Source organism: Sedimenticola selenatireducens (assembly GCF_007625115.1).
GTDB classification, from domain to species: Bacteria; Pseudomonadota; Gammaproteobacteria; order Chromatiales; family Chromatiaceae; genus Sedimenticola; species Sedimenticola selenatireducens_A.
Genome location: NZ_VMNH01000005.1, coordinates 346,989 through 363,982, shown reverse-complemented (window position 1 = coordinate 363,982; position 16,994 = coordinate 346,989). Strand labels below are relative to the sequence as shown.

The 16,994-nt window shown below is 52.5% G+C and carries 19 protein-coding genes; 11 read left to right on the top strand and 8 right to left on the bottom strand.

What is annotated here, in order from left to right; translation table 11 throughout:
* The first annotated feature begins 68 nt into the window (after positions 1-68).
* The 3 genes from FHP88_RS05475 to FHP88_RS05465 all read left to right on the top strand — a co-directional run bounded on the left by FHP88_RS05475 (position 69) and on the right by FHP88_RS05465 (position 1,917).
* The gene (locus tag FHP88_RS05475) at positions 69-425 is read left to right on the top strand and encodes a hypothetical protein (protein ID WP_144358006.1); all 357 of its coding nucleotides are present in this window, start codon (positions 69-71) and stop codon (positions 423-425) included.
* A gap of 75 nt (positions 426-500) precedes the next feature.
* Positions 501-791 carry a hypothetical protein gene (locus tag FHP88_RS05470; protein WP_144358005.1) on the top strand — a complete coding sequence of 97 codons (291 nt, stop codon included), beginning with the start codon at positions 501-503 and terminating at the stop codon, positions 789-791.
* A gap of 31 nt (positions 792-822) precedes the next feature.
* Entirely contained in the window at positions 823-1,917 is a 1,095-nt protein-coding gene (locus FHP88_RS05465; RefSeq protein ID WP_144358004.1) for a mechanosensitive ion channel family protein, read from the top strand.
* A 98-nt stretch (positions 1,918-2,015) separates the two neighbouring features.
* Here the strand turns inward: FHP88_RS05465 and FHP88_RS05460 are convergent, their stop codons facing one another.
* Positions 2,016-3,476: a formylglycine-generating enzyme family protein gene (locus tag FHP88_RS05460; protein WP_144358003.1), complete on the bottom strand. Its 1,461-nt coding sequence runs from the start codon at positions 3,474-3,476 to the stop codon at positions 2,016-2,018.
* Positions 3,477-3,591: 115 nt separating this feature from the next.
* Here FHP88_RS05460 and FHP88_RS05455 point away from each other — a divergent pair, with 115 nt between their 5' ends.
* Positions 3,592-4,716 carry a 6-phosphofructokinase gene (locus FHP88_RS05455; protein WP_186297622.1) on the top strand — a complete coding sequence of 375 codons (1,125 nt, stop codon included), beginning with the start codon at positions 3,592-3,594 and terminating at the stop codon, positions 4,714-4,716.
* Here the strand turns inward: FHP88_RS05455 and FHP88_RS05450 are convergent.
* The 5 genes from FHP88_RS05450 to gpmI are packed head-to-tail and all read right to left on the bottom strand — an operon-like array spanning position 4,713 to position 10,245.
* Positions 4,713-5,261, bottom strand: a complete 549-nt coding sequence (locus tag FHP88_RS05450) for a DJ-1 family glyoxalase III (RefSeq protein WP_144358001.1) — start codon at positions 5,259-5,261, stop codon at positions 4,713-4,715. The two genes, FHP88_RS05455 and FHP88_RS05450, sit on opposite strands and share 4 nt — an antisense overlap.
* Positions 5,207-6,037 carry a divergent polysaccharide deacetylase family protein gene (locus FHP88_RS05445; RefSeq protein ID WP_144358000.1) on the bottom strand — a complete coding sequence of 277 codons (831 nt, stop codon included), beginning with the start codon at positions 6,035-6,037 and terminating at the stop codon, positions 5,207-5,209. Before FHP88_RS05445 ends, FHP88_RS05450 begins: the two co-directional genes overlap by 55 nt.
* A gap of 1 nt (position 6,038) precedes the next feature.
* Positions 6,039-7,361, bottom strand: a complete 1,323-nt coding sequence (locus tag FHP88_RS05440) for a S41 family peptidase (protein WP_144357999.1) — start codon at positions 7,359-7,361, stop codon at positions 6,039-6,041.
* Between the two features lie 20 nt (positions 7,362-7,381).
* Positions 7,382-8,668, bottom strand: a complete 1,287-nt coding sequence (locus FHP88_RS05435; RefSeq protein WP_144357998.1) for a murein hydrolase activator EnvC family protein — start codon at positions 8,666-8,668, stop codon at positions 7,382-7,384.
* A complete protein-coding gene (gene gpmI / locus FHP88_RS05430) occupies positions 8,668-10,245 on the bottom strand; it encodes a 2,3-bisphosphoglycerate-independent phosphoglycerate mutase (protein ID WP_144357997.1) in 1,578 nt (525 codons plus the stop codon). Before gpmI ends, FHP88_RS05435 begins: the two co-directional genes overlap by 1 nt.
* Before the next feature lie 376 nt (positions 10,246-10,621).
* Here gpmI and FHP88_RS05425 point away from each other — a divergent pair, with 376 nt between their 5' ends.
* From FHP88_RS05425 to FHP88_RS05410, 4 genes are all read left to right on the top strand, one after another.
* Entirely contained in the window at positions 10,622-10,993 is a 372-nt protein-coding gene (locus tag FHP88_RS05425; protein ID WP_144357996.1) for an ArsR/SmtB family transcription factor, read from the top strand.
* Between the two features lie 209 nt (positions 10,994-11,202).
* Positions 11,203-11,625, top strand: coding sequence for a rhodanese-like domain-containing protein (locus FHP88_RS05420; RefSeq protein WP_144357995.1), 423 nt, complete (start codon positions 11,203-11,205; stop codon positions 11,623-11,625).
* 42 nt (positions 11,626-11,667) lie between these two features.
* The gene (secB, locus tag FHP88_RS05415) at positions 11,668-12,141 is read left to right on the top strand and encodes a protein-export chaperone SecB (protein WP_144357994.1); all 474 of its coding nucleotides are present in this window, start codon (positions 11,668-11,670) and stop codon (positions 12,139-12,141) included.
* A gap of 6 nt (positions 12,142-12,147) precedes the next feature.
* Entirely contained in the window at positions 12,148-13,158 is a 1,011-nt protein-coding gene (locus tag FHP88_RS05410) for an NAD(P)H-dependent glycerol-3-phosphate dehydrogenase (protein WP_144357993.1), read from the top strand.
* Here the strand turns inward: FHP88_RS05410 and FHP88_RS05405 are convergent.
* Positions 13,155-13,622: a tRNA (cytidine(34)-2'-O)-methyltransferase gene (locus tag FHP88_RS05405; protein ID WP_144357992.1), complete on the bottom strand. Its 468-nt coding sequence runs from the start codon at positions 13,620-13,622 to the stop codon at positions 13,155-13,157. The two genes, FHP88_RS05410 and FHP88_RS05405, sit on opposite strands and share 4 nt — an antisense overlap.
* Before the next feature lie 18 nt (positions 13,623-13,640).
* On the opposite strand from FHP88_RS05405, the gene FHP88_RS05400 reads away from it, so the two are divergent.
* The 3 genes from FHP88_RS05400 to FHP88_RS05390 all read left to right on the top strand — a co-directional run bounded on the left by FHP88_RS05400 (position 13,641) and on the right by FHP88_RS05390 (position 16,550).
* Complete coding sequence (locus FHP88_RS05400; protein WP_144357991.1) at positions 13,641-14,609, top strand: dihydroorotate dehydrogenase; 969 nt, start codon at positions 13,641-13,643, stop codon at positions 14,607-14,609.
* Positions 14,610-14,715: 106 nt separating this feature from the next.
* On the top strand, positions 14,716-15,978 hold the full coding sequence (locus tag FHP88_RS05395) for an HDOD domain-containing protein (protein WP_144357990.1): 1,263 nt from the start codon (positions 14,716-14,718) through the stop codon (positions 15,976-15,978).
* A gap of 50 nt (positions 15,979-16,028) precedes the next feature.
* The gene (locus FHP88_RS05390; protein ID WP_186297621.1) at positions 16,029-16,550 is read left to right on the top strand and encodes a peroxiredoxin family protein; all 522 of its coding nucleotides are present in this window, start codon (positions 16,029-16,031) and stop codon (positions 16,548-16,550) included.
* Between the two features lie 32 nt (positions 16,551-16,582).
* On the opposite strand, the gene FHP88_RS05385 is transcribed toward FHP88_RS05390, so the two are convergent.
* Positions 16,583-16,981 (bottom strand): hypothetical protein, encoded by a 399-nt coding sequence (locus tag FHP88_RS05385; RefSeq protein WP_144357988.1) that lies wholly within the window; start codon positions 16,979-16,981, stop codon positions 16,583-16,585.
* Positions 16,982-16,994 lie beyond the last annotated feature (13 nt).

Below are 16,994 nucleotides of genomic sequence, written 5' to 3'. Positions count from 1 at the left end.
CATAGCATGAACCCTGCCCCGGTTTTCTTGAACCATGGCAGGAAAGGTTGTACTAGGTGACACGGGGTGTGTTAAAAAATAATACCTTTGAGACAAGCACTCTAAGTATTCTAAAAGGACAAATTCAAAATATGGATAATTTGGAACAACTCCAGCACACCCGATCTCAATTTCGTGAATTCATGAAGTCTGTCTATCACGAAACAGGATTAACTGAAAATGATATGCATAACCTAGGATATGTAGACATCGCAAAGCGAATACCCAATTCAGCAATAAAACAAGAATACTGTCTGTTAGCCAGAAAACTACTAGAAGAAAACATCAGGGCCTTACAAACTTCTGACGAAGAAGAATTCACCTCTGAATGGGCAGAAACTCTGCTTTTGTGGTGTAAAGTGCGAGAAGAATTACAACTTGTATAGCCACACAAAAATACAAATTACTTCCATTGCTCACCGAGGCACTATAGCTCCAAGCCCCTTAGCTATAATCACCCAATGAACATCTATCTCTGCCCAAGCTGCAAACAGACCATCAAAACAAAGGCGCTTAACCGCTCATTGGTCAAGCATGGCTTTATGGATGTGACCTACACTTGTCCTGCCTGTGGTATCAGGCTGCGTATGACAAGGGCTGTCTATTTTTTGACCTTGGTTTTCCTGGCATTCTGTTGTGTTAATTTATTTTCAACCTATGAGGTCGCCCTGTACGCCATGCTTCCCCTGCTGGCACTGTTTGCGCTTTTCCGCTCAGGCCATGGCTTTCAAATTGAAGCATCCGAAAACTAACTTGTTATACAGACGCTGGAGCCCTTAATAGATGGAATCGATCCTGGAACAGCTCAAGCCGGTAATCGGCCTGTTTGGTCAATCGCCCTATATGAAGGCGGCGGTCATTCTGTTGTTATCGCTACTGGCAGCCAAACTGGTGGGTCTGTTTGTGAACCGGGGTATCCGCAAGTTGACCCAGCATACCAAGACATCCCTGGATGATCAGCTGATCACCCTGCTGCACCGCCCCCTGTTTTGGACCGTGGTGCTGCTCGGTATGCTGCTGGCTGCCGCAGTTGCTGAGCTGTCACCCACCTTGCTCACAGCCACCCGCGCTGCCATCATCAGTCTGCTGCTGTTCTGGTGGATGCTGTTTGGCCTGCGCGCCTCCAGGGTGATCCTCAGCAGCTTCAGCCGACACGGTGATGCCACCAGCCTGGTTCGACCCCAGACCCTGCCACTGTTTACCAATCTGGTCGCCATTATCATCATTGCCTTGGGGGTCTATTTCATCTTCCAGGCGTGGGATGTGGACATGACCGCCTGGCTCGCCTCGGCGGGTATCGCCGGTATTGCGATTGGTTTTGCCGCCAAGGACACCCTGGCCAATCTCTTCTCTGGCGTCTTCATCCTGGCCGACTCACCCTACAAGATTGGCGATTATGTGGTGATCGACAATACCGTGCGCGGCATGGTGACCCATATCGGTATCCGCAGCACCCGCCTGCTGACCCGGGATGATGTAGAGGTGACCATACCCAACTCGGTCATGGGCAACAGCAAGGTGATCAATGAGTCGGGCGGGCCCCATGAGAAATACCGTATTCGCATCCGCGTCAGTGTGGCCTATGGCAGTGATATTGATCAGGTGTGCGCCCTGATGCAGGCCATCGGGGAGGAGGAGCCGCAGGTGTGTAGTGACCCCGTACCTCGGGTGCGTTTTCGCAGTTTCGGCGATTCCGGTCTGGTGGTTGACCTGATGGCCTGGGTGGAAAAACCAGAACTACGTGGCAAGGTCTCCCATGAACTCAATTGCACCATCTACAAACGCTTCATGGCGGAAGGCATCGAGATCCCCTATATGAAACAGGATCTCTATATCAAATCCCTGCCCGATACGCCCTGGCAGGAGCACAACGGCTGATAGTGATAGGGGTCAGAGTCATGCCGCCCACTGTAAGAGAATTGAGCTGACTACCTGGCACGGCTTGACTCTGACCCCGCACGATAAATAGCTCGGGATCAATCCAACTCCCGCACCACACGAAAGCCGGTATCATCACTGCTGCGCGAGGGGAAATCCCGCCAGCGATTGGCTGACCGCACCTCTTTAACAGGAAAGCTCCAGGCACCGCCCCGAATGACTCGCTTGCCGCACGCTGTCTGATCCGGCACCTTGCCATCCAGCGATAGTTCAGAGAAGTTATCGACCCAGCAATCTTCCACCCACTCAAACACATTACCTGCCGTGTCATGCAAGCCAAATGGGTTCGGGAGAAATCGTCCCACCGGTGCGCTCTTCTCTCCATCCCAAAGGCTGCTGCATTCGGCACAGTTGGCGCGATAAGGTGCGGGTTCATTACCCCACCAGTAACGACTGCTGGTTCCCGCCCGCGCGGCATATTCCCATTCCGCGTCCGTTGGTAGTCGATAGCGCTGTTCAGTACGGCGACTCAGCCACTCTAAATAGGCCTTGGCATCTTCCCAGGATACATTCACTACCGGACGGCTACCCCGACCCCAAGCCTGATCGTCTGGCTTAGGATATCCAGTATCTTCACAAAACTGGTCATACTCATCAAAGGTCACTTCGTAGATACCTATGGCAAAGGGCGCAAGCTGAACCTTCACTGGGGGCTGTTCATCCCCATCCCCATCGCCCTGCAGATCTCCCCTGGAGAAAGCGCCACCGCCCAGTGCAATCAACCGGGGACCCATTGAGCCATCCCGCATGCGATCCTGAATCAGATCCGCCGGGTTAAGCCGTAGCGTAGAGAGAAAAAGGCTACGCTTGCCTGAATGATTGACACGCAGCGCCAAACGACTCAGGCGGGTAAGGGGTATATCCAGTCGATTACCAAAGCGCGTTTCAACCGTGACGGATGGCAGCGCCAGCTTTCCTTGGTATATCGCACCATCGTTAGCGGTAATCTGTGCCTGATAGTCCTCCCCGTCATTCAACGACACCACATCCAGCAACTGCATATCTGAGGGACTGAGCATCTTCAATCCAGACTGGCTGCTCATCATTAATGCTTCCGATACCACCCGTGCTGAAAAATTATCTCCACTTTGCGTGATTACAATATCCGGCGACTTGTGTATTTTCGGGCGTAGCGTGCGATGGGCAAACTGAATATTGCTGATATCTTCTAAGGCCACGGGCAATGTTGGATCCAGCACCCGGAGTACGGTCAGTTCGCGTTCCTGCAACTCGCCACTGAAGCGGTCACCAAAATGCGTGGTAATTCGATCGGGCCTTTCGCCATCACCCAGCACCAGGCTGGCCATTCTTGCGTAGGGTATGGATACCAGACCATAGTCTGTCTTGAGTGTGAAGCGAGGCTGAGCAACTGTGCCATTATGGATGTCGCCGTTATTGAGCGTCACCACATCGTAACCTGAGGGCGCCGCATAGCCCACGCGTGCTATTACGAATAAGAACCATAGCAGGCCGCATAGAGTGACTATTCGCAACGACATCGACACCTCCTTGGTTATTATTATATTGCGTCTGACGAATATTTCGATTCTGCTGTCGACACACTTTATTTGCTATCTTGTCATAAACTGATTTGACTAATCCAGGATAAAAATAATGAGCAAACGGGTAGGTATATTAACGGCGGGAGGGGACAGTCCCGGTTTAAACGCAGCCATCCGTGGTGTGGGTAAGAGCGCCCAAGGCCACTACGGTATGCAGATGATCGGCTTTCAAGGCGGTTTTCGTGGACTGATGGAGAACCGCTCAACTCGGCTGGATGGTAACATCCTGTCGGGTATTCTGACCCGCGGCGGAACGATACTGGGCACCAGTCGGGACAAACCACACCGCATGCTGGTCGACGGCATAATGCAGGATATGACGGAAACTATCGTCAAGAACTACCATAAAAACCAGCTGGATGTGCTGATCTGCCTAGGTGGCGGGGGTACGCAGAAAAACGCCCTACACCTGAAACAGCAAGGCCTCAATATCATCACCCTGCCAAAGACTATCGATAACGATGTAGCACGAACCGACACCACATTTGGCTTTGATACCGCACTGGGTATTGCCACCGAGGCAATCGACCGCCTGCACAGCACGGCGCATAGTCATCACCGCATCATCGTGGTGGAGATCATGGGTCATCGTGCCGGCTGGCTGGCGCTGGGGGCCGGCATTGCCGGTGGCGCCGATGTGATACTGCTACCAGAGATCCCCTATGACATCGACCACGTGGCAGAGGCGATCCGACAGCGGGTAAAGCACGGCAAACCTTTCAGTATTGTCGCCGTGGCGGAGGGCGCCCGGTCCCTGGAGCAGGCAGCACTCATCCAAGCCGCGGAGGCGCGGCGACTCAATGCAATCGATAAGAAAGAACAGAAGAAGGCAAAAAAGCAGCTCAAATCACTGGAGGCACATCACTCCGGCATCCATACCGTTCAGTTGTCAGAGCAGCTGGAGCTACTGACAGGCCTAGAGAGCCGGGTCACTATTTTAGGTCATGTGCAGCGAGGGGGCGCACCCTCTGCAGCAGATCGTCTGCTGGCTACCCGCTTGGGCAGTGCCTGTGCCGATCTGATTGCTGCAGAAACCTATGGCGTGATGGTGGCTTCTGAAGGCGAGCACGCCGTAGCCGTACCGCTTGAAGAGGTCGCGGGTCGCAAGAAGTTGGTGCCGCTGGATCACCCCTGGATAATCAGTGCAAAACGGGTAGGTACCAGCTTGGGCGATTAGCGAACCAGCCCGGCTTCGACCTCGGCACGCTTTTCCTTACCGGCCAGGATGCTGATCAATTCCAGGGCAAAATCCATCGCGGTTCCGGGTCCCCGTGAAGTGATGACCTGACCATCCTGTACCACAGCCGCCGTATCAATCGCTACATCCTGTAAATTGAGCGGCTCAAGTACACCGGGATAGCCCGTGGCCCGTCGGCCAGCGAGTAGACCGGCACTGGCCAACACCTTTGGCGCCGCACAGATCGCCGCGGTATACCCATTTTCACGGGTAACACGTTCGAGTAGCGTGCGAATTCTGGGATCACGGTCCAGATGATCGGCCCCAGGCAGGCCTCCCGGTAACACAATCATTTGAAACGGCTGGTCAAGCACATCATCCAGCAGCACATCGGGTAATAACATCACGCCACGGCTGGCTTTGACCGGACCGGCCTCAAGACCGGCTGTGACAACATCAAGGCCTGCCCTTCTTAGCAGATCAATTACCGTTACGGCTTCGAGTTCTTCACAACCTTGAGCGAGGGGGATGAGGATGCGGGCCATGGGTTTCTGCTCCTTTGGTATTCAACCATTTCAGAGGCGGGGATCAAACGGATACCGAGCGGTGAGAGTTCCTGCAGCTTCTGCTTCAGTACCCTGGCGGTCTCCGGATAGGGATGCCCGATACCGATGGCATAGCCTTGGCGTTGCGCTCGCTTGATGAGCTGGTCAAACTGCCGGGCAATCGCCACAGGATCCCGATCATTATCCAGAAAAACATCACGACTGGCACTGGGGATCTCATACTCGGTGGCCATCTGCTGACCCACCGTCGCTAAGGTGGTACGGCTATCAATAAAAAAGAGTTCAGGATGCGTCTTGATGCCCTGCATCAGCCAGGCCATTGCACCGGGGTGACGGGTCAATAGGCTACCCATGTGGTTATTCAACCCTTTCACATTGGGAATGGATTGAAGATTTTCATCCAGCGTACGCTTGAAGGCCTGTTCAGTCATGTGCAGTGTCAGAGCACCGGGGCCAAGTGGATTCCCCTCATGGGACTGCATCGGTAGATGCAGCATCACCTCTTTACCCTTCTCATGCGCTTCGAGCGCCAATCGATGTGCATGTGGGGTGTGCGGCAGAAAGGCATAAGTAACCGCCCCAGGAAGTTGAAGTGCCGCGTCACCCCAACCACCATGATTCCCCATGTCATCAATGATCACCGCAATAACAGGCTGCGGAGGATTACCCGCTGCATTGAGATGGAAGGCACTGAGCAAAAGCAGGCTCAGTAGCCATACCCTGGCGCTAATCTTCTGAGCGCAACTTAGTGTCATTCTATCCCCAGCTATTGAAGATACTGAGGCCTTTCAATAGATTGAGTGCCTCATTGAGTTGATAATCATCTTCTATAGCCGACTTTTTGGCCACCTCACTCGCAGGCTTATTGTCCTGCGTCTTATCGGTCTTTTCCTGCTTGCCATTGCCATTTTCCAAATGGCCCGCGAGATCTGATTCCTTTATCCGTGTCGCCTCGTCTACCTCCTTGCGGGTGAGCTGAGCATCGGAAAGCTCAATATCGGGTTTAATACCCTCACCCTGGATGGAACGGCCAGAGGGTGTGAAGTAGCGCGCCGTCGTTAGCTTTACCGCTGCGGTTTTTGTCACAGGAATAATGGTCTGTACCGAGCCTTTACCAAAGGTCTGACTGCCCATGATGATGGCCCGCTTATGATCCTGCAGGGCGCCTGCAACAATCTCGGAGGCTGAAGCCGAGCCACCATTAACCAACACCACTATCGGCGCACCTTCCAGTACATCATCGGGCGCGGCATTAAAATCAAGTCGTGAATCTTCCGTTCGACCTTGGGTATAGACAACAATGCCATCGGTCAGGAAAGCATCGCTAATGGCCACTGCACCATTCAAAATACCGCCTGGATTGTTACGCAAATCGAGTATCAACCCCTTGATGCCGGCTTTACTCTCGCCCTTCAGCTGACTGATCTTTTTCAACATATCCTCAGTGGTTCGCGACTGAAAGTGGGAGAGGCGAATATATGCAAAGCCCTCTTCCAAAAAGCGGCCCTTGACACTGGCTACCTTGATCACATCCCGCACAATGGTGATTCTCAGCGGCTTCTCTAAACCTTCTCTGGCGATGGTTAAAACCACTTCAGAGCCTGGTTTGCCTCGCATCAGATTGACCGCCTCTTCCAGGCTCATCCCTTTCACCGGTTTCTCATCCAAGCGTACGATCAGATCACCCGCCTTGACACCTGCCCGCTGAGCAGGTGTATCGTCAATCGGTGATATGACCTTGATAAAACCATCTTCTTGGCCGACCTCTATGCCCAATCCACCAAACTCTCCGCTTGTGCCTTCCTGTAGCTCACTGAACTCCTCTTCATTCAGATAGGATGAATGGGGATCCAATCCAGCCAGCATGCCACGTATCGCATGCTCCAAAAGCACCTTGTCTTCCACCGGCTCAACATAGTTCTCTTTAATGCGCCCGAAGATTTCCGCAAACGCCCGCAGCTCCTGCATCGGAAGGGGCTGCTTAGGCGCTTCAGCCAACAAGGCTGTACTGAGGGTGATGAACACACCGGCCACAAAACCCATGGAGAGTAACCGCACCACACCAATTCGATTTTTCATACCCTGCTTCTCTGCTTCGGTTATCTTGCCGCCATGTCAATAGCGTCAGGCCTGTTGATCATGGATGCATCGTTAATTAAGGAGGCGAGTCTGGATGTATTCGCAAAATCCAACTGTTGCATCCCTATCCTTTTTCCTCGAATACCTTCACACCACTGCTTCGGATTGACGGGTCGTCCGTTGTAGCGGATGCCGAAATATACCCCTGGGTTGGTCTGGCCACCACTGTTGCCCACTAAGGCAACCGATTCCCCGGGTTCCACCCATTCGCCGGCCTCTTTAAAAAGGCTTTGATTGTGGCCGTAAAGACTCATATAGCCATCGCCATGATCAATGATCAGCAACAGACCAAAACCCCGCAACCAGTCGGCAAAGGCGACCCGGCCATGATGCACCGAACGCACTTCCTGGCCCTCTTTTGCGGCGATCACAACACCATCCCATTTTAGGCTGGCACCTCTGGCCGTTCCAAAACTGTTCGCCAGGCGCCCTTTGGTTGGCCACTTCAGCTTACCTTTTAGTTGCTTGAACGGCTTATGCTTCTCTGTCTCGACCGGGAGCGTCAATAGCTCTGTTTGTAGCCTTTTGACCAGCGATTGGAGCTGCTGTTCATCCTTTTTATAGCCTAGCAGAATCTCACCTTTGCTCTTAATATCCAGCTTCAAACTGGCGAGCACCCTCTCCCTTGTCTGTTGCTCTTCATCAAGCGCAGTCTTCTCGCTGACAACTTTGGCCTGGATTTCTCGCAGATGCCGATCCTCTACCAACAAGGCGGCTTCCGTCTCCTGTAAATCACTCAGCACCGTTCCGATGCGGGCAATCTGTTCATTCCTGGCACGGTTGAAATAATCGTAGTAGACCAACATGCGGCTTACCACGGCAGGGTCCTGTTGATTTAGCAAGATCTTGACGCGCTCCTGACGCCCCATGGCATAAGCAGAACGAAGCTGCTGAGCCAGAGCCCGTCGATTAAGTTCAAGTGCTTTAATCTGATCGGCCCGCTCGCTCTTGAGTTGATCCAACTTCTGCTGTTGTCGCTTCAAACTACCTGCGAGTACCCGAAGATGCCGGGTAGTTTTTCCGATCTTCTGTTCAGCTACTTGTAACTGGCTTTGCAAGGTCTGTCGGGCTTTTTCACTGTCACTCAATTCACTCTGCAGCGAGGAGATTGCTCCTTGCAGTTTTTGCAGCTCGCCCTCTCGACTACTGATTGAGGTCTCTGCAACACCGACACAAGGATAAAGCAACATCAGCTGCACCAGCAGGCAAACACCCACCCGCCTCATCACAGGCAATTCACGGGACATCAGGCCGGCTGCACTGCACTTTCTTCATCCGCATCAATCATCTCCAGCAATGAGTGGCCCTGCATCTCGGAGGGAACTGGCAGTCCCATTAGGGTCAACAAGGTGGGGGCTATATCACACAGCGCACCGTTCTGTTTTAGCTGGGCCGGGCGGCCCACATAGACCAAGGGTACCGGATTTTGGGTATGGGCAGTGTGAGGTTGATCATTCTCTACATCCTCCATCTGCTCCGCATTGCCATGATCAGCCGTGATCAGCATTTCGCCGCCCACCTGTTGCACGGCGGTAACCACTCTTCCAAGGCAGTGGTCGAGTGCCTCAATCGCCTTCACCGCCGCATCAAACTGGCCCGTATGACCCACCATGTCTGAGTTGGCATAGTTGCAAATAATGGCATCATATTTACCACTGGCGATGGCCTCAACCAGTGCATCGGTCACCTCTGGCGCACTCATCTCCGGCTTCAAATCATAGGTATTGACCTTTGGTGAAGGGATTAGAATGCGATCCTCACCCTCAAAGACCTCTTCACGTCCACCGTTAAAGAAGAAGGTAACATGGGCATACTTCTCTGTTTCTGCCAGACGCAGCTGCCTCAATCCCAGCTTGGAGATGTACTCGCCAAAGACATTGTCCAGCCGCTCTGAGGGAAAGGCCACGGGAATATCAAAATCGCTGCTGTACTCGGTAAGACTGACAAAACTGCTTAGCTGTGGAACCCGCATCCGCTCAAACCCATCAAAATCGGCCTCAATAAAGGCCCGAGTCAACTCCCTGGCGCGGTCAGAGCGGTAGTTCATGAACAGCACCGCATCACCATCTTCTATGGTAATGCCGGTCTCGCCTTCAGGGATGATGCGGGTGGTCTTGACGAACTCATCCGTTTCGCCTCGCTCATAGGCCTGCTGCAATGCGAGTTCGGCATTTGTGGCGGTAAATTCAGCCTGCCCCAATACCAGCATGTCATAGGCCTGCTGTACCCGATCCCAGCGATTGTCCCGGTCCATGGCATAAAATCGACCTACAATACTGGCTATGCGCCCACATCCAAGCGCCTCGAACTGGTCATTCATTGCCCTGATAGAAGCGGCCGCACTCTTGGGGGGCATGTCCCGCCCATCCAGAAAAGCGTGCACATAGACCCGTTTGGCACCTTGTTCTACGGCCAGTTTGGCCATGGCGTGGATATGCCCTTCATGGCTATGCACGCCGCCGGGAGAGAGCAGACCAAAGATGTGAACCGCCTTATCCTTTTCAATGACCCGGTCAACAGCATCCACCAGGGTTCGATTGGTAAAAAAGGAGCCTGTGCGAATTGAGCGACTGACGCGGGTAAACTCTTGATAGACCACACGACCGGCACCCAGATTAAGGTGACCCACCTCAGAATTGCCCATCTGACCATCCGGGAGACCCACCTCAGCCCCGGAAGTACCAATCAGGGTATGGGGCGATTGCTCCCACAACTGATCCCACACTGGTGTATGGGCGGCGAGGATGGCGTTTGAGCGCGGTTCCTCGCTATAACCCCAGCCATCCATGATCAGCAGAACAGCAGGTTTTACTCTGGAAGACATCTCTGTTGGCACTCCATAATGCGTATTATCCCAGTAAATGGGCTAACTCATTGAAATAAACGCGATATTACACCATTTTAATAGGATCAACATTAACCGTTTCTGGATAAAACCCATTAATAAATATGGGTTAAGTATTTATTGTGATTGAAAAACAGGATACATTTGCGTAAAACAGCTTATTATTGTTTTCTTTATAAAGTTTCGTTGAGTTTCGTTGAGTTTCAGTGGGTTTAAGTAGTAGTAGAGAAATGCTGTAGCACGTCTAACCTGGCGGTTTATCAGCTATATCGGGGTCTTGCCCAATCTCTTTTCTCTGATTACCAACGTGTGTATTTTTTAGTAACCATAGTTGTATTAACCAAGGCCCAGTGTAATGGAACAAAAATTTGGAAGCCCCAAAGTCCCTGTGCTCGGTAGCACAAATCAAGTCGATCATGATATCGACGGCCTGTTGGCTGATGATGAAGATATTGAACGCGCATCGCGCTCACTGAAGGCGATGTCACACCCGCTGCGATTGAAGATTCTCTGCACCCTTGGCGATGAAGAGATCAGTGTGCAAGAGATCGTTGAGCACGTCGGCACCTCCCAAAGCAACATATCACAGCATCTCGCCATTCTTAGGGATAAAGGTATTCTCGCATCCCGTAAGGATGCCAATCGCGTCTATTATCGGGTCAGTGATTCCCGCACCTTAAAACTGATCGGCATGATGCGTGAGGTATTTTGCTCGCACGGGCACTAAACAACCCACACATTGCGCGATTGAGCTCATGCATAAAACAAAACGGGAACGCTAATTTCCCGTTTTGTGTTTAATCCAACGCAGGATGGCGATCCCATTTCGTAAAGGTATAATTTCCTGCTCAAGGATGGTACGTCCCCGCGCCCTGGTCTAGAATGGGCTCCCTCGAACAATCCCATTTATTTACTGACATCAAGCAGCCGATATCCATGCAACAACTTATTGAATTTATAACCAATCACATTCTCCTCTTTTCCGGCCTCGTGATCGTGCTGGTGCTGATTGCACAGAATCTGATTGCCGGGTTTGGCGGTAAGCTCTCCGTTGCACCGATGCAGGCTACCCAGATGATCAACCGTGAGGATGCCGTTGTGGTGGATGTTCGCCCAATTGCTGATTTCAACAACGGCCATATCGTCAATGCCATCAATATCCCGACCACTGCCTTGAAGAATCAGATCAATCTGGTCGCCAAGCATAAGGGAAAACCGATCATTGTCGCTTGCCGCTCGGGAGCTCAATCCGCCGCCGCCTGCAAAACCCTGCGCGACGCTGGCATTGAACCGGTCTATAACCTGCAAGGCGGTATGCTAGCCTGGCAGAGTGATAGTCTGCCCGTCAGCAAGAAATAATCCTCTTAACCCTTTAATTGAACGACAACCGAGATCCAAGTTATGACCGACGAAAATGCCCAAGCTACTGAGCCGAGCCGCGAATTTTCACTGCAGCGTATATTTGTGAAAGATATCTCCTTTGAGACGCCTAATTCGCCGAGCATATTCACCCAAGAGTGGAAACCAGAATCTAACTTGAATCTCAACAGTAACGTCAGCAAATTGGATAATGACCTGTTTGAGATTGTCCTAACCGTCACCGTCACCACAAAGATCGGCGATAAGACTGCCTATCTGGTTGAGGTACAACAAGGTGGTATCTTCACCATCCGCAACTTCCCGGATGCAGAGATGGGACACATGTTGGGTGCCTACTGTCCTAATATCCTCTTCCCATATGCCCGTGAAGTGGTCTCCGATCTGGTCAGCAAAGGCAGCTTCCCGCAACTGCTCCTCACTCCAGTCAGTTTTGACGCACTCTACGCTCAGCACATGCAAGAGCAAGCCCAGTCAGCAGAGCCGGCTACCCACTAATTGACCATGTCCGGGGCTTCTACCGTCTTTGCTGTCATTGGTGCCGGCTCTTGGGGCACGGCACTGGCGATTCTCTTGGCGCGCAATGGCGTCAAGGTAAAGCTGTGGGGACACTTGCCTGAAGAGATGCAGGCACTTGCAAACGATCGGGAGAATCGGGTTTTTCTTCCGGGTATTCCATTCCCGGAGAATCTTCATCCGGTTGCTGAGCTCACGGAAGCGCTGAAGGGCGTGGATGAAGTGCTGGTTGCCGTACCCAGCCATGCCTTTGCCAGCGCGCTGAAAAACATTGCCTCGTATTTGCCAAGCGGCATCGGTCTCTGCTGGGCAACCAAAGGACTGGAGCCGGAAACCGGCCGCTTACTTCACGAGGTCGCTGAAGAGATCCTTGGTAATACACGACCAACAGCGGTGATCTCAGGACCCAGCTTTGCCAAAGAGGTTGCGGCAGGTCTGCCAACCGCCGTAACCGTCGCCTCTGAATCCGAGGTCTATGCTGAACGCATTGCCAGCTATCTCCACTCCGACTGCTTTCGCGCCTATACCACGAATGATGTTATTGGCCTGGAGATAGGCGGAGCTGCAAAAAACGTCATGGCCATCGGTGCCGGGATCTCCGATGGCCTCCACTTCGGCGCCAATGCACGTGCCGCACTGATCACCCGGGGCCTGAATGAAATTATGCGTCTGGGGCTCGCAATGGGCGGCAAGATGGAGACCTTTATCGGCCTCGGGGGTATGGGCGATCTGGTACTGACCTGCACGGATGACCAATCCCGAAACCGCAGAATGGGGCTGGCATTGGCACGTGGTGCCACCATCAAACAGGCGAAGCAGGAGATTGGCCAAGAAGTTGAAGGGGTAATGGCAACCCGGGAGATCTGTAGCAAGGCGCATGCACTCGGTGTAGAGATGCCTATCACCGAGCAGATTCAACGGGTGCTGTATCAGGGTCTTGATCCAAAATCTGCGGTGCAAGCCCTGCTGGAAAGAGATAAAAAACCAGAAATTGGTTAACGCGATAACGTTGCAAAGCCCTGCTGACGCCACGCCTCGTAAAGAATGATGGCGACTGCATTGGAGAGATTAAGACTTCTGTTGCCCGCCTGCATGGGTATTCGAATCAACTGCTCATCCGGTAACCCGTCCAACAACACCTGCGGAAGACCGCGTGTTTCTGGACCAAACAATAACGTGTCCCCCGGTAGAAATTCAGCATCGCTATAACAGCGCTTGCCCCGCGTCGAACAAGCGAATAGTCGCTGGGGGGTTTGCTCAGCCATAAAGGTATCCAGGTCTGCATACTCTTCGAGCAAGGCAAGATCATGATAATCTAGCCCGGCCCTTCGCAGCTGCTTATGCTCCAGAGTAAATCCGAGCGGATGGATGAGATGAAGTCTGCTGCCACTGTTGGCACAGAGGCGTATGATATTACCTGTATTGGGCGGAATTTCGGGCTCATACAGCGCTATGTTAAACATGAAAACGGAACCATTAAAATGACAACAACCAGTGACTCGCCCCTTGCCGTTGATTTCTGCGGTCTCAGATTCAACACACCCCTGGTGCTACTCTCAGGCTGTGTAGGCTTTGGCGAAGAGTACACACGGGTGGCCGGCTTTAGCAATAGGGATGCCGGGGCGATCTGTCTGAAAGGCACCACCGGAGCAGCACGGCTGGGTAATACACCTCACCGGATCTACGAAACCCCGGAAGGCATGCTCAATGCGATCGGCCTGCAGAATCCCGGCGTCGACAAGGTGGTACGGGAAATCCTGCCGACACTGGATTTCACTGAAACACGCTTTATTGCCAATGTCTCTGGTTCTACCATTGAGGAGTACGAGGAAGTCACCCGGCGTTTTGATGATTCCCCCATTGATGCCATCGAGATCAATATCTCCTGCCCAAATGTCAAAGAGGGTGGCGTGGCCTTTGGTAATGATCCCGCGATGTCTGCCCGCGTAGTGGAAGCGTGTCGCAAGCTCACAAATAAACCCCTGATCACCAAGCTCTCTCCTAATCAGACCGATATTGCTGCCAATGCTCGCGGCTGTATCGAGGCAGGAACAGATGCCTTCGCGGTGATTAATACTTTAATGGGCATGGCCATTGATATCGAAAGCCGAACACCTATCATTGGTAATAATCAGGGTGGGCTCTCTGGTCCTGCCATCAAGCCAGTTGCACTGCTCAAGGTGCACCAGGTCTATCAGGTGTGCAGAGATCACGGCATCCCCATTATCGGTCAAGGTGGAATCACTACGGCAGAAGACGCCCTGGAGTTCCTGATCGCCGGCGCAACGGCAGTGGGCATTGGTACAGCACTGTTTTACGACCCGCTGATCTGCGGCAAGATAAATCGTGGTATAACAGCGTATCTTGAAAGACACGGATTGCAATCGGTTCAGCAGTTAACGGGTACGCTTGCGCTTAATAGTCCCAGACCGGCCAGAACCTGCTGCTGAACGATTACGCCCTTTGAGTGACTAACGCAACAGGCAAGATTTTTTAAAACCGGTTCAATACCAACCCCGCTCATTTGTGAAGCAGGCGGTAACAGGGTTTAGCATCATGGATCGTACAATAAACCACCCCAGCACTGACGAACTTAAGCGCTTCATACCCTTGCAAGCGCTCAGCGGTCAGCAGTTAACGCTGCTGGCTGGCGTGGCTGAAATAAAGCAAGCCGTTCCTAATCAGATACTGATGGAACTGGCCAGCAATGATGATCAAACCTATTTTCTACTGGAAGGCACCCTGTTACTTTCCTCCAAGGATGGGCATAAGCGGGAGATCAGCGCCGACGACCGCTCAGCAATGTCCCCTATTGCCCAATTGCGCCCGCGTCAATATCAGGTCAAATGCCAGACCCCTGTTCGGTATCTGATGATCGATAATGCCTATCTGGAAAACCTGTCGGCCAACCACCCCATCCAAGGAGGAATTGAAGGGTATGAGGTCAGTGGTGAGGCGCTCAATGAAACGACCGATTTTGAAGATCAGCTCTCAGCGCAACTACTAAGTGACCTCGAGCAAGACTGTCTTCAGCTGCCCAGCCTACCCGAAGTGGCCATTCGTATTGGCCGAGCCCTGGAGGATGGTATAAGTGATGCTCAGCAGATTGCCGAGCTTATACAGATTGACCCGGTCATCACGGCAAAACTGATTAAAGCGGCGAACAGCGCCTTTTATGGCGGCAGAAACCCCGTCGACACCTGCAGCGCAGCGGTGGTCAGACTGGGGGGTGATGTCACCCACAAGCTGGTCCTCTCCTATGCCCTTAAAGAGCTGTTTCAATCTGACTCTGCGCTCCTGCAGAGTCGTATGCAACAACTCTGGAAACACAGCACCCATGTGGCAGCAATCTGCTATGTATTGGCAAAACAGGATCGACGCTTTAAACCAGAGCATGCCATGCTGGTAGGACTCCTGCACGATATCGGTATCGTGGCCATTCTGAACTACGCGAAAAATTTTCCAGACGAAGCAATGCAGCCAGCAATGATTGATCAGGCCATCACCAATATGCGTGCCCAGATCGGTAGCATGATCATGAACAACTGGCGCTTTCCCAGCGATTTTGTCATCACCGCCCTGGAGGCCGAACAGTGGATGCGGAATAAAGGTGAGGTTCCAGACTACTGTGACCTGGTGATCATCGCCCAACTGCACAGTTATATCGGCAACAACAAGGGACTACACCTGCCGGCTATTGATGAAGTCCCGGCCCACAGCCGGCTTGAGTTGGGCGAGTTAACGCCTCGTATGAGCCTTAAAATACTGGAGCAGGCAAAAGACCAAATCGCCCACGCCCAGGCCCTACTGAATATCTAAGCCATGATATGCCGAAGTGCTATGGCCAAGCTGCTGCTGGAAACAATCCCATGAATACCCCGCGATTAACCGCTACCCTGTTGGCGCTTTTGCTCTTTTTCTCTATTGGGACTGCATCAGCGGCGCGTCTCCTGTCACTCGTGGATGCGCGTCCCGAAGCACCGCCTTTTACATTAAAGGATACCTATGGAAAAACGGTATCGCTGAATGATTATCGGGGTAAAGTCGTAGTTATCAACTTCTGGGCCACCTGGTGCCCTTCCTGTCGAAAGGAGATGCCTGCTTTAAATCGTGGGGCGGCATGGTTAAAAAAGCACGGCATTGAGCTGATCGCTATCAATGTCGGGGAGAAGGAAAAACGGGTTACAGACTATCTGCAGAAAGAGCCAGTTGATTTCCCCATCCTGCTCGATCTTGATACGGAGGTATCAACCCGCTGGGATGCGATGCGCCTGCCCATTACCTATGTCGTGGATCAGGAAGGACGTATTGTCTATCGCGCCCTGGGAAGCCGGGAGTGGGATCAGCCAGAACTGTTGGTACCTATTCGGGCACTGGCATTGCCGCGCTAGTAACCGAGCAAAACCAGTCCAAGCGAAATAGTTTAAGACGAACGAATATGTTCGATATAGTAGGGCCGGTCATCCATATCCAGCTTGACCCGCTCCCCCACTACCTTGAGGTGCTGATCTGTTCCTTTAATACGCAGATCACAGTGGGCATGGCCTCTCCCCTCAAACGGGAGTGGAATCATATCCCGGTAGGTAAAGACGCTCTGCCCAACATCGCCCCCTTCACAGATACAGGGTACTGTCGGTATTTCGCCTTCCAGTTCAGCCTCGGAAAAAATCAGGGTACCCACTTGGCGCCAGCGTGTGCGCTCATCTGAGCCCGATATTGTCTTGATGATGTAGGCCGGCGAAAAACGGATCGAAACCTGGCCATTCTCAATGTCGATGCTTTCAATCTCAGTGCCTGGTAGTTCGATACTGCTACTATCCATTTTTATATTCCTA

Bases quoted from the DNA above. Each gene is read 5' to 3' on its own strand.
- FHP88_RS05435 (WP_144357998.1), bottom strand. From the start codon at position 8,668: ATGTCCCGTGAATTGCCTGTGATGAGGCGGGTGGGTGTTTGCCTGCTG.
- FHP88_RS05405 (WP_144357992.1), bottom strand. From the start codon at position 13,622: ATGTTTAACATAGCGCTGTATGAGCCCGAAATTCCGCCCAATACAGGT.
- FHP88_RS05470 (WP_144358005.1), top strand. From the start codon at position 501: ATGAACATCTATCTCTGCCCAAGCTGCAAACAGACCATCAAAACAAAG.
- FHP88_RS05425 (WP_144357996.1), top strand. From the start codon at position 10,622: ATGGAACAAAAATTTGGAAGCCCCAAAGTCCCTGTGCTCGGTAGCACA.
- FHP88_RS05385 (WP_144357988.1), bottom strand. From the start codon at position 16,981: ATGGATAGTAGCAGTATCGAACTACCAGGCACTGAGATTGAAAGCATC.
- FHP88_RS05455 (WP_186297622.1), top strand. From the start codon at position 3,592: ATGAGCAAACGGGTAGGTATATTAACGGCGGGAGGGGACAGTCCCGGT.
- FHP88_RS05450 (WP_144358001.1), bottom strand. From the start codon at position 5,261: ATGGCCCGCATCCTCATCCCCCTCGCTCAAGGTTGTGAAGAACTCGAA.
- FHP88_RS05395 (WP_144357990.1), top strand. From the start codon at position 14,716: ATGGATCGTACAATAAACCACCCCAGCACTGACGAACTTAAGCGCTTC.
- FHP88_RS05400 (WP_144357991.1), top strand. From the start codon at position 13,641: ATGACAACAACCAGTGACTCGCCCCTTGCCGTTGATTTCTGCGGTCTC.
- FHP88_RS05460 (WP_144358003.1), bottom strand. From the start codon at position 3,476: ATGTCGTTGCGAATAGTCACTCTATGCGGCCTGCTATGGTTCTTATTC.
- gpmI (WP_144357997.1), bottom strand. From the start codon at position 10,245: ATGTCTTCCAGAGTAAAACCTGCTGTTCTGCTGATCATGGATGGCTGG.
- secB (WP_144357994.1), top strand. From the start codon at position 11,668: ATGACCGACGAAAATGCCCAAGCTACTGAGCCGAGCCGCGAATTTTCA.
- FHP88_RS05390 (WP_186297621.1), top strand. From the start codon at position 16,029: ATGAATACCCCGCGATTAACCGCTACCCTGTTGGCGCTTTTGCTCTTT.
- FHP88_RS05410 (WP_144357993.1), top strand. From the start codon at position 12,148: ATGTCCGGGGCTTCTACCGTCTTTGCTGTCATTGGTGCCGGCTCTTGG.
- FHP88_RS05465 (WP_144358004.1), top strand. From the start codon at position 823: ATGGAATCGATCCTGGAACAGCTCAAGCCGGTAATCGGCCTGTTTGGT.
- FHP88_RS05420 (WP_144357995.1), top strand. From the start codon at position 11,203: ATGCAACAACTTATTGAATTTATAACCAATCACATTCTCCTCTTTTCC.
- FHP88_RS05440 (WP_144357999.1), bottom strand. From the start codon at position 7,361: ATGAAAAATCGAATTGGTGTGGTGCGGTTACTCTCCATGGGTTTTGTG.
- FHP88_RS05445 (WP_144358000.1), bottom strand. From the start codon at position 6,037: ATGACACTAAGTTGCGCTCAGAAGATTAGCGCCAGGGTATGGCTACTG.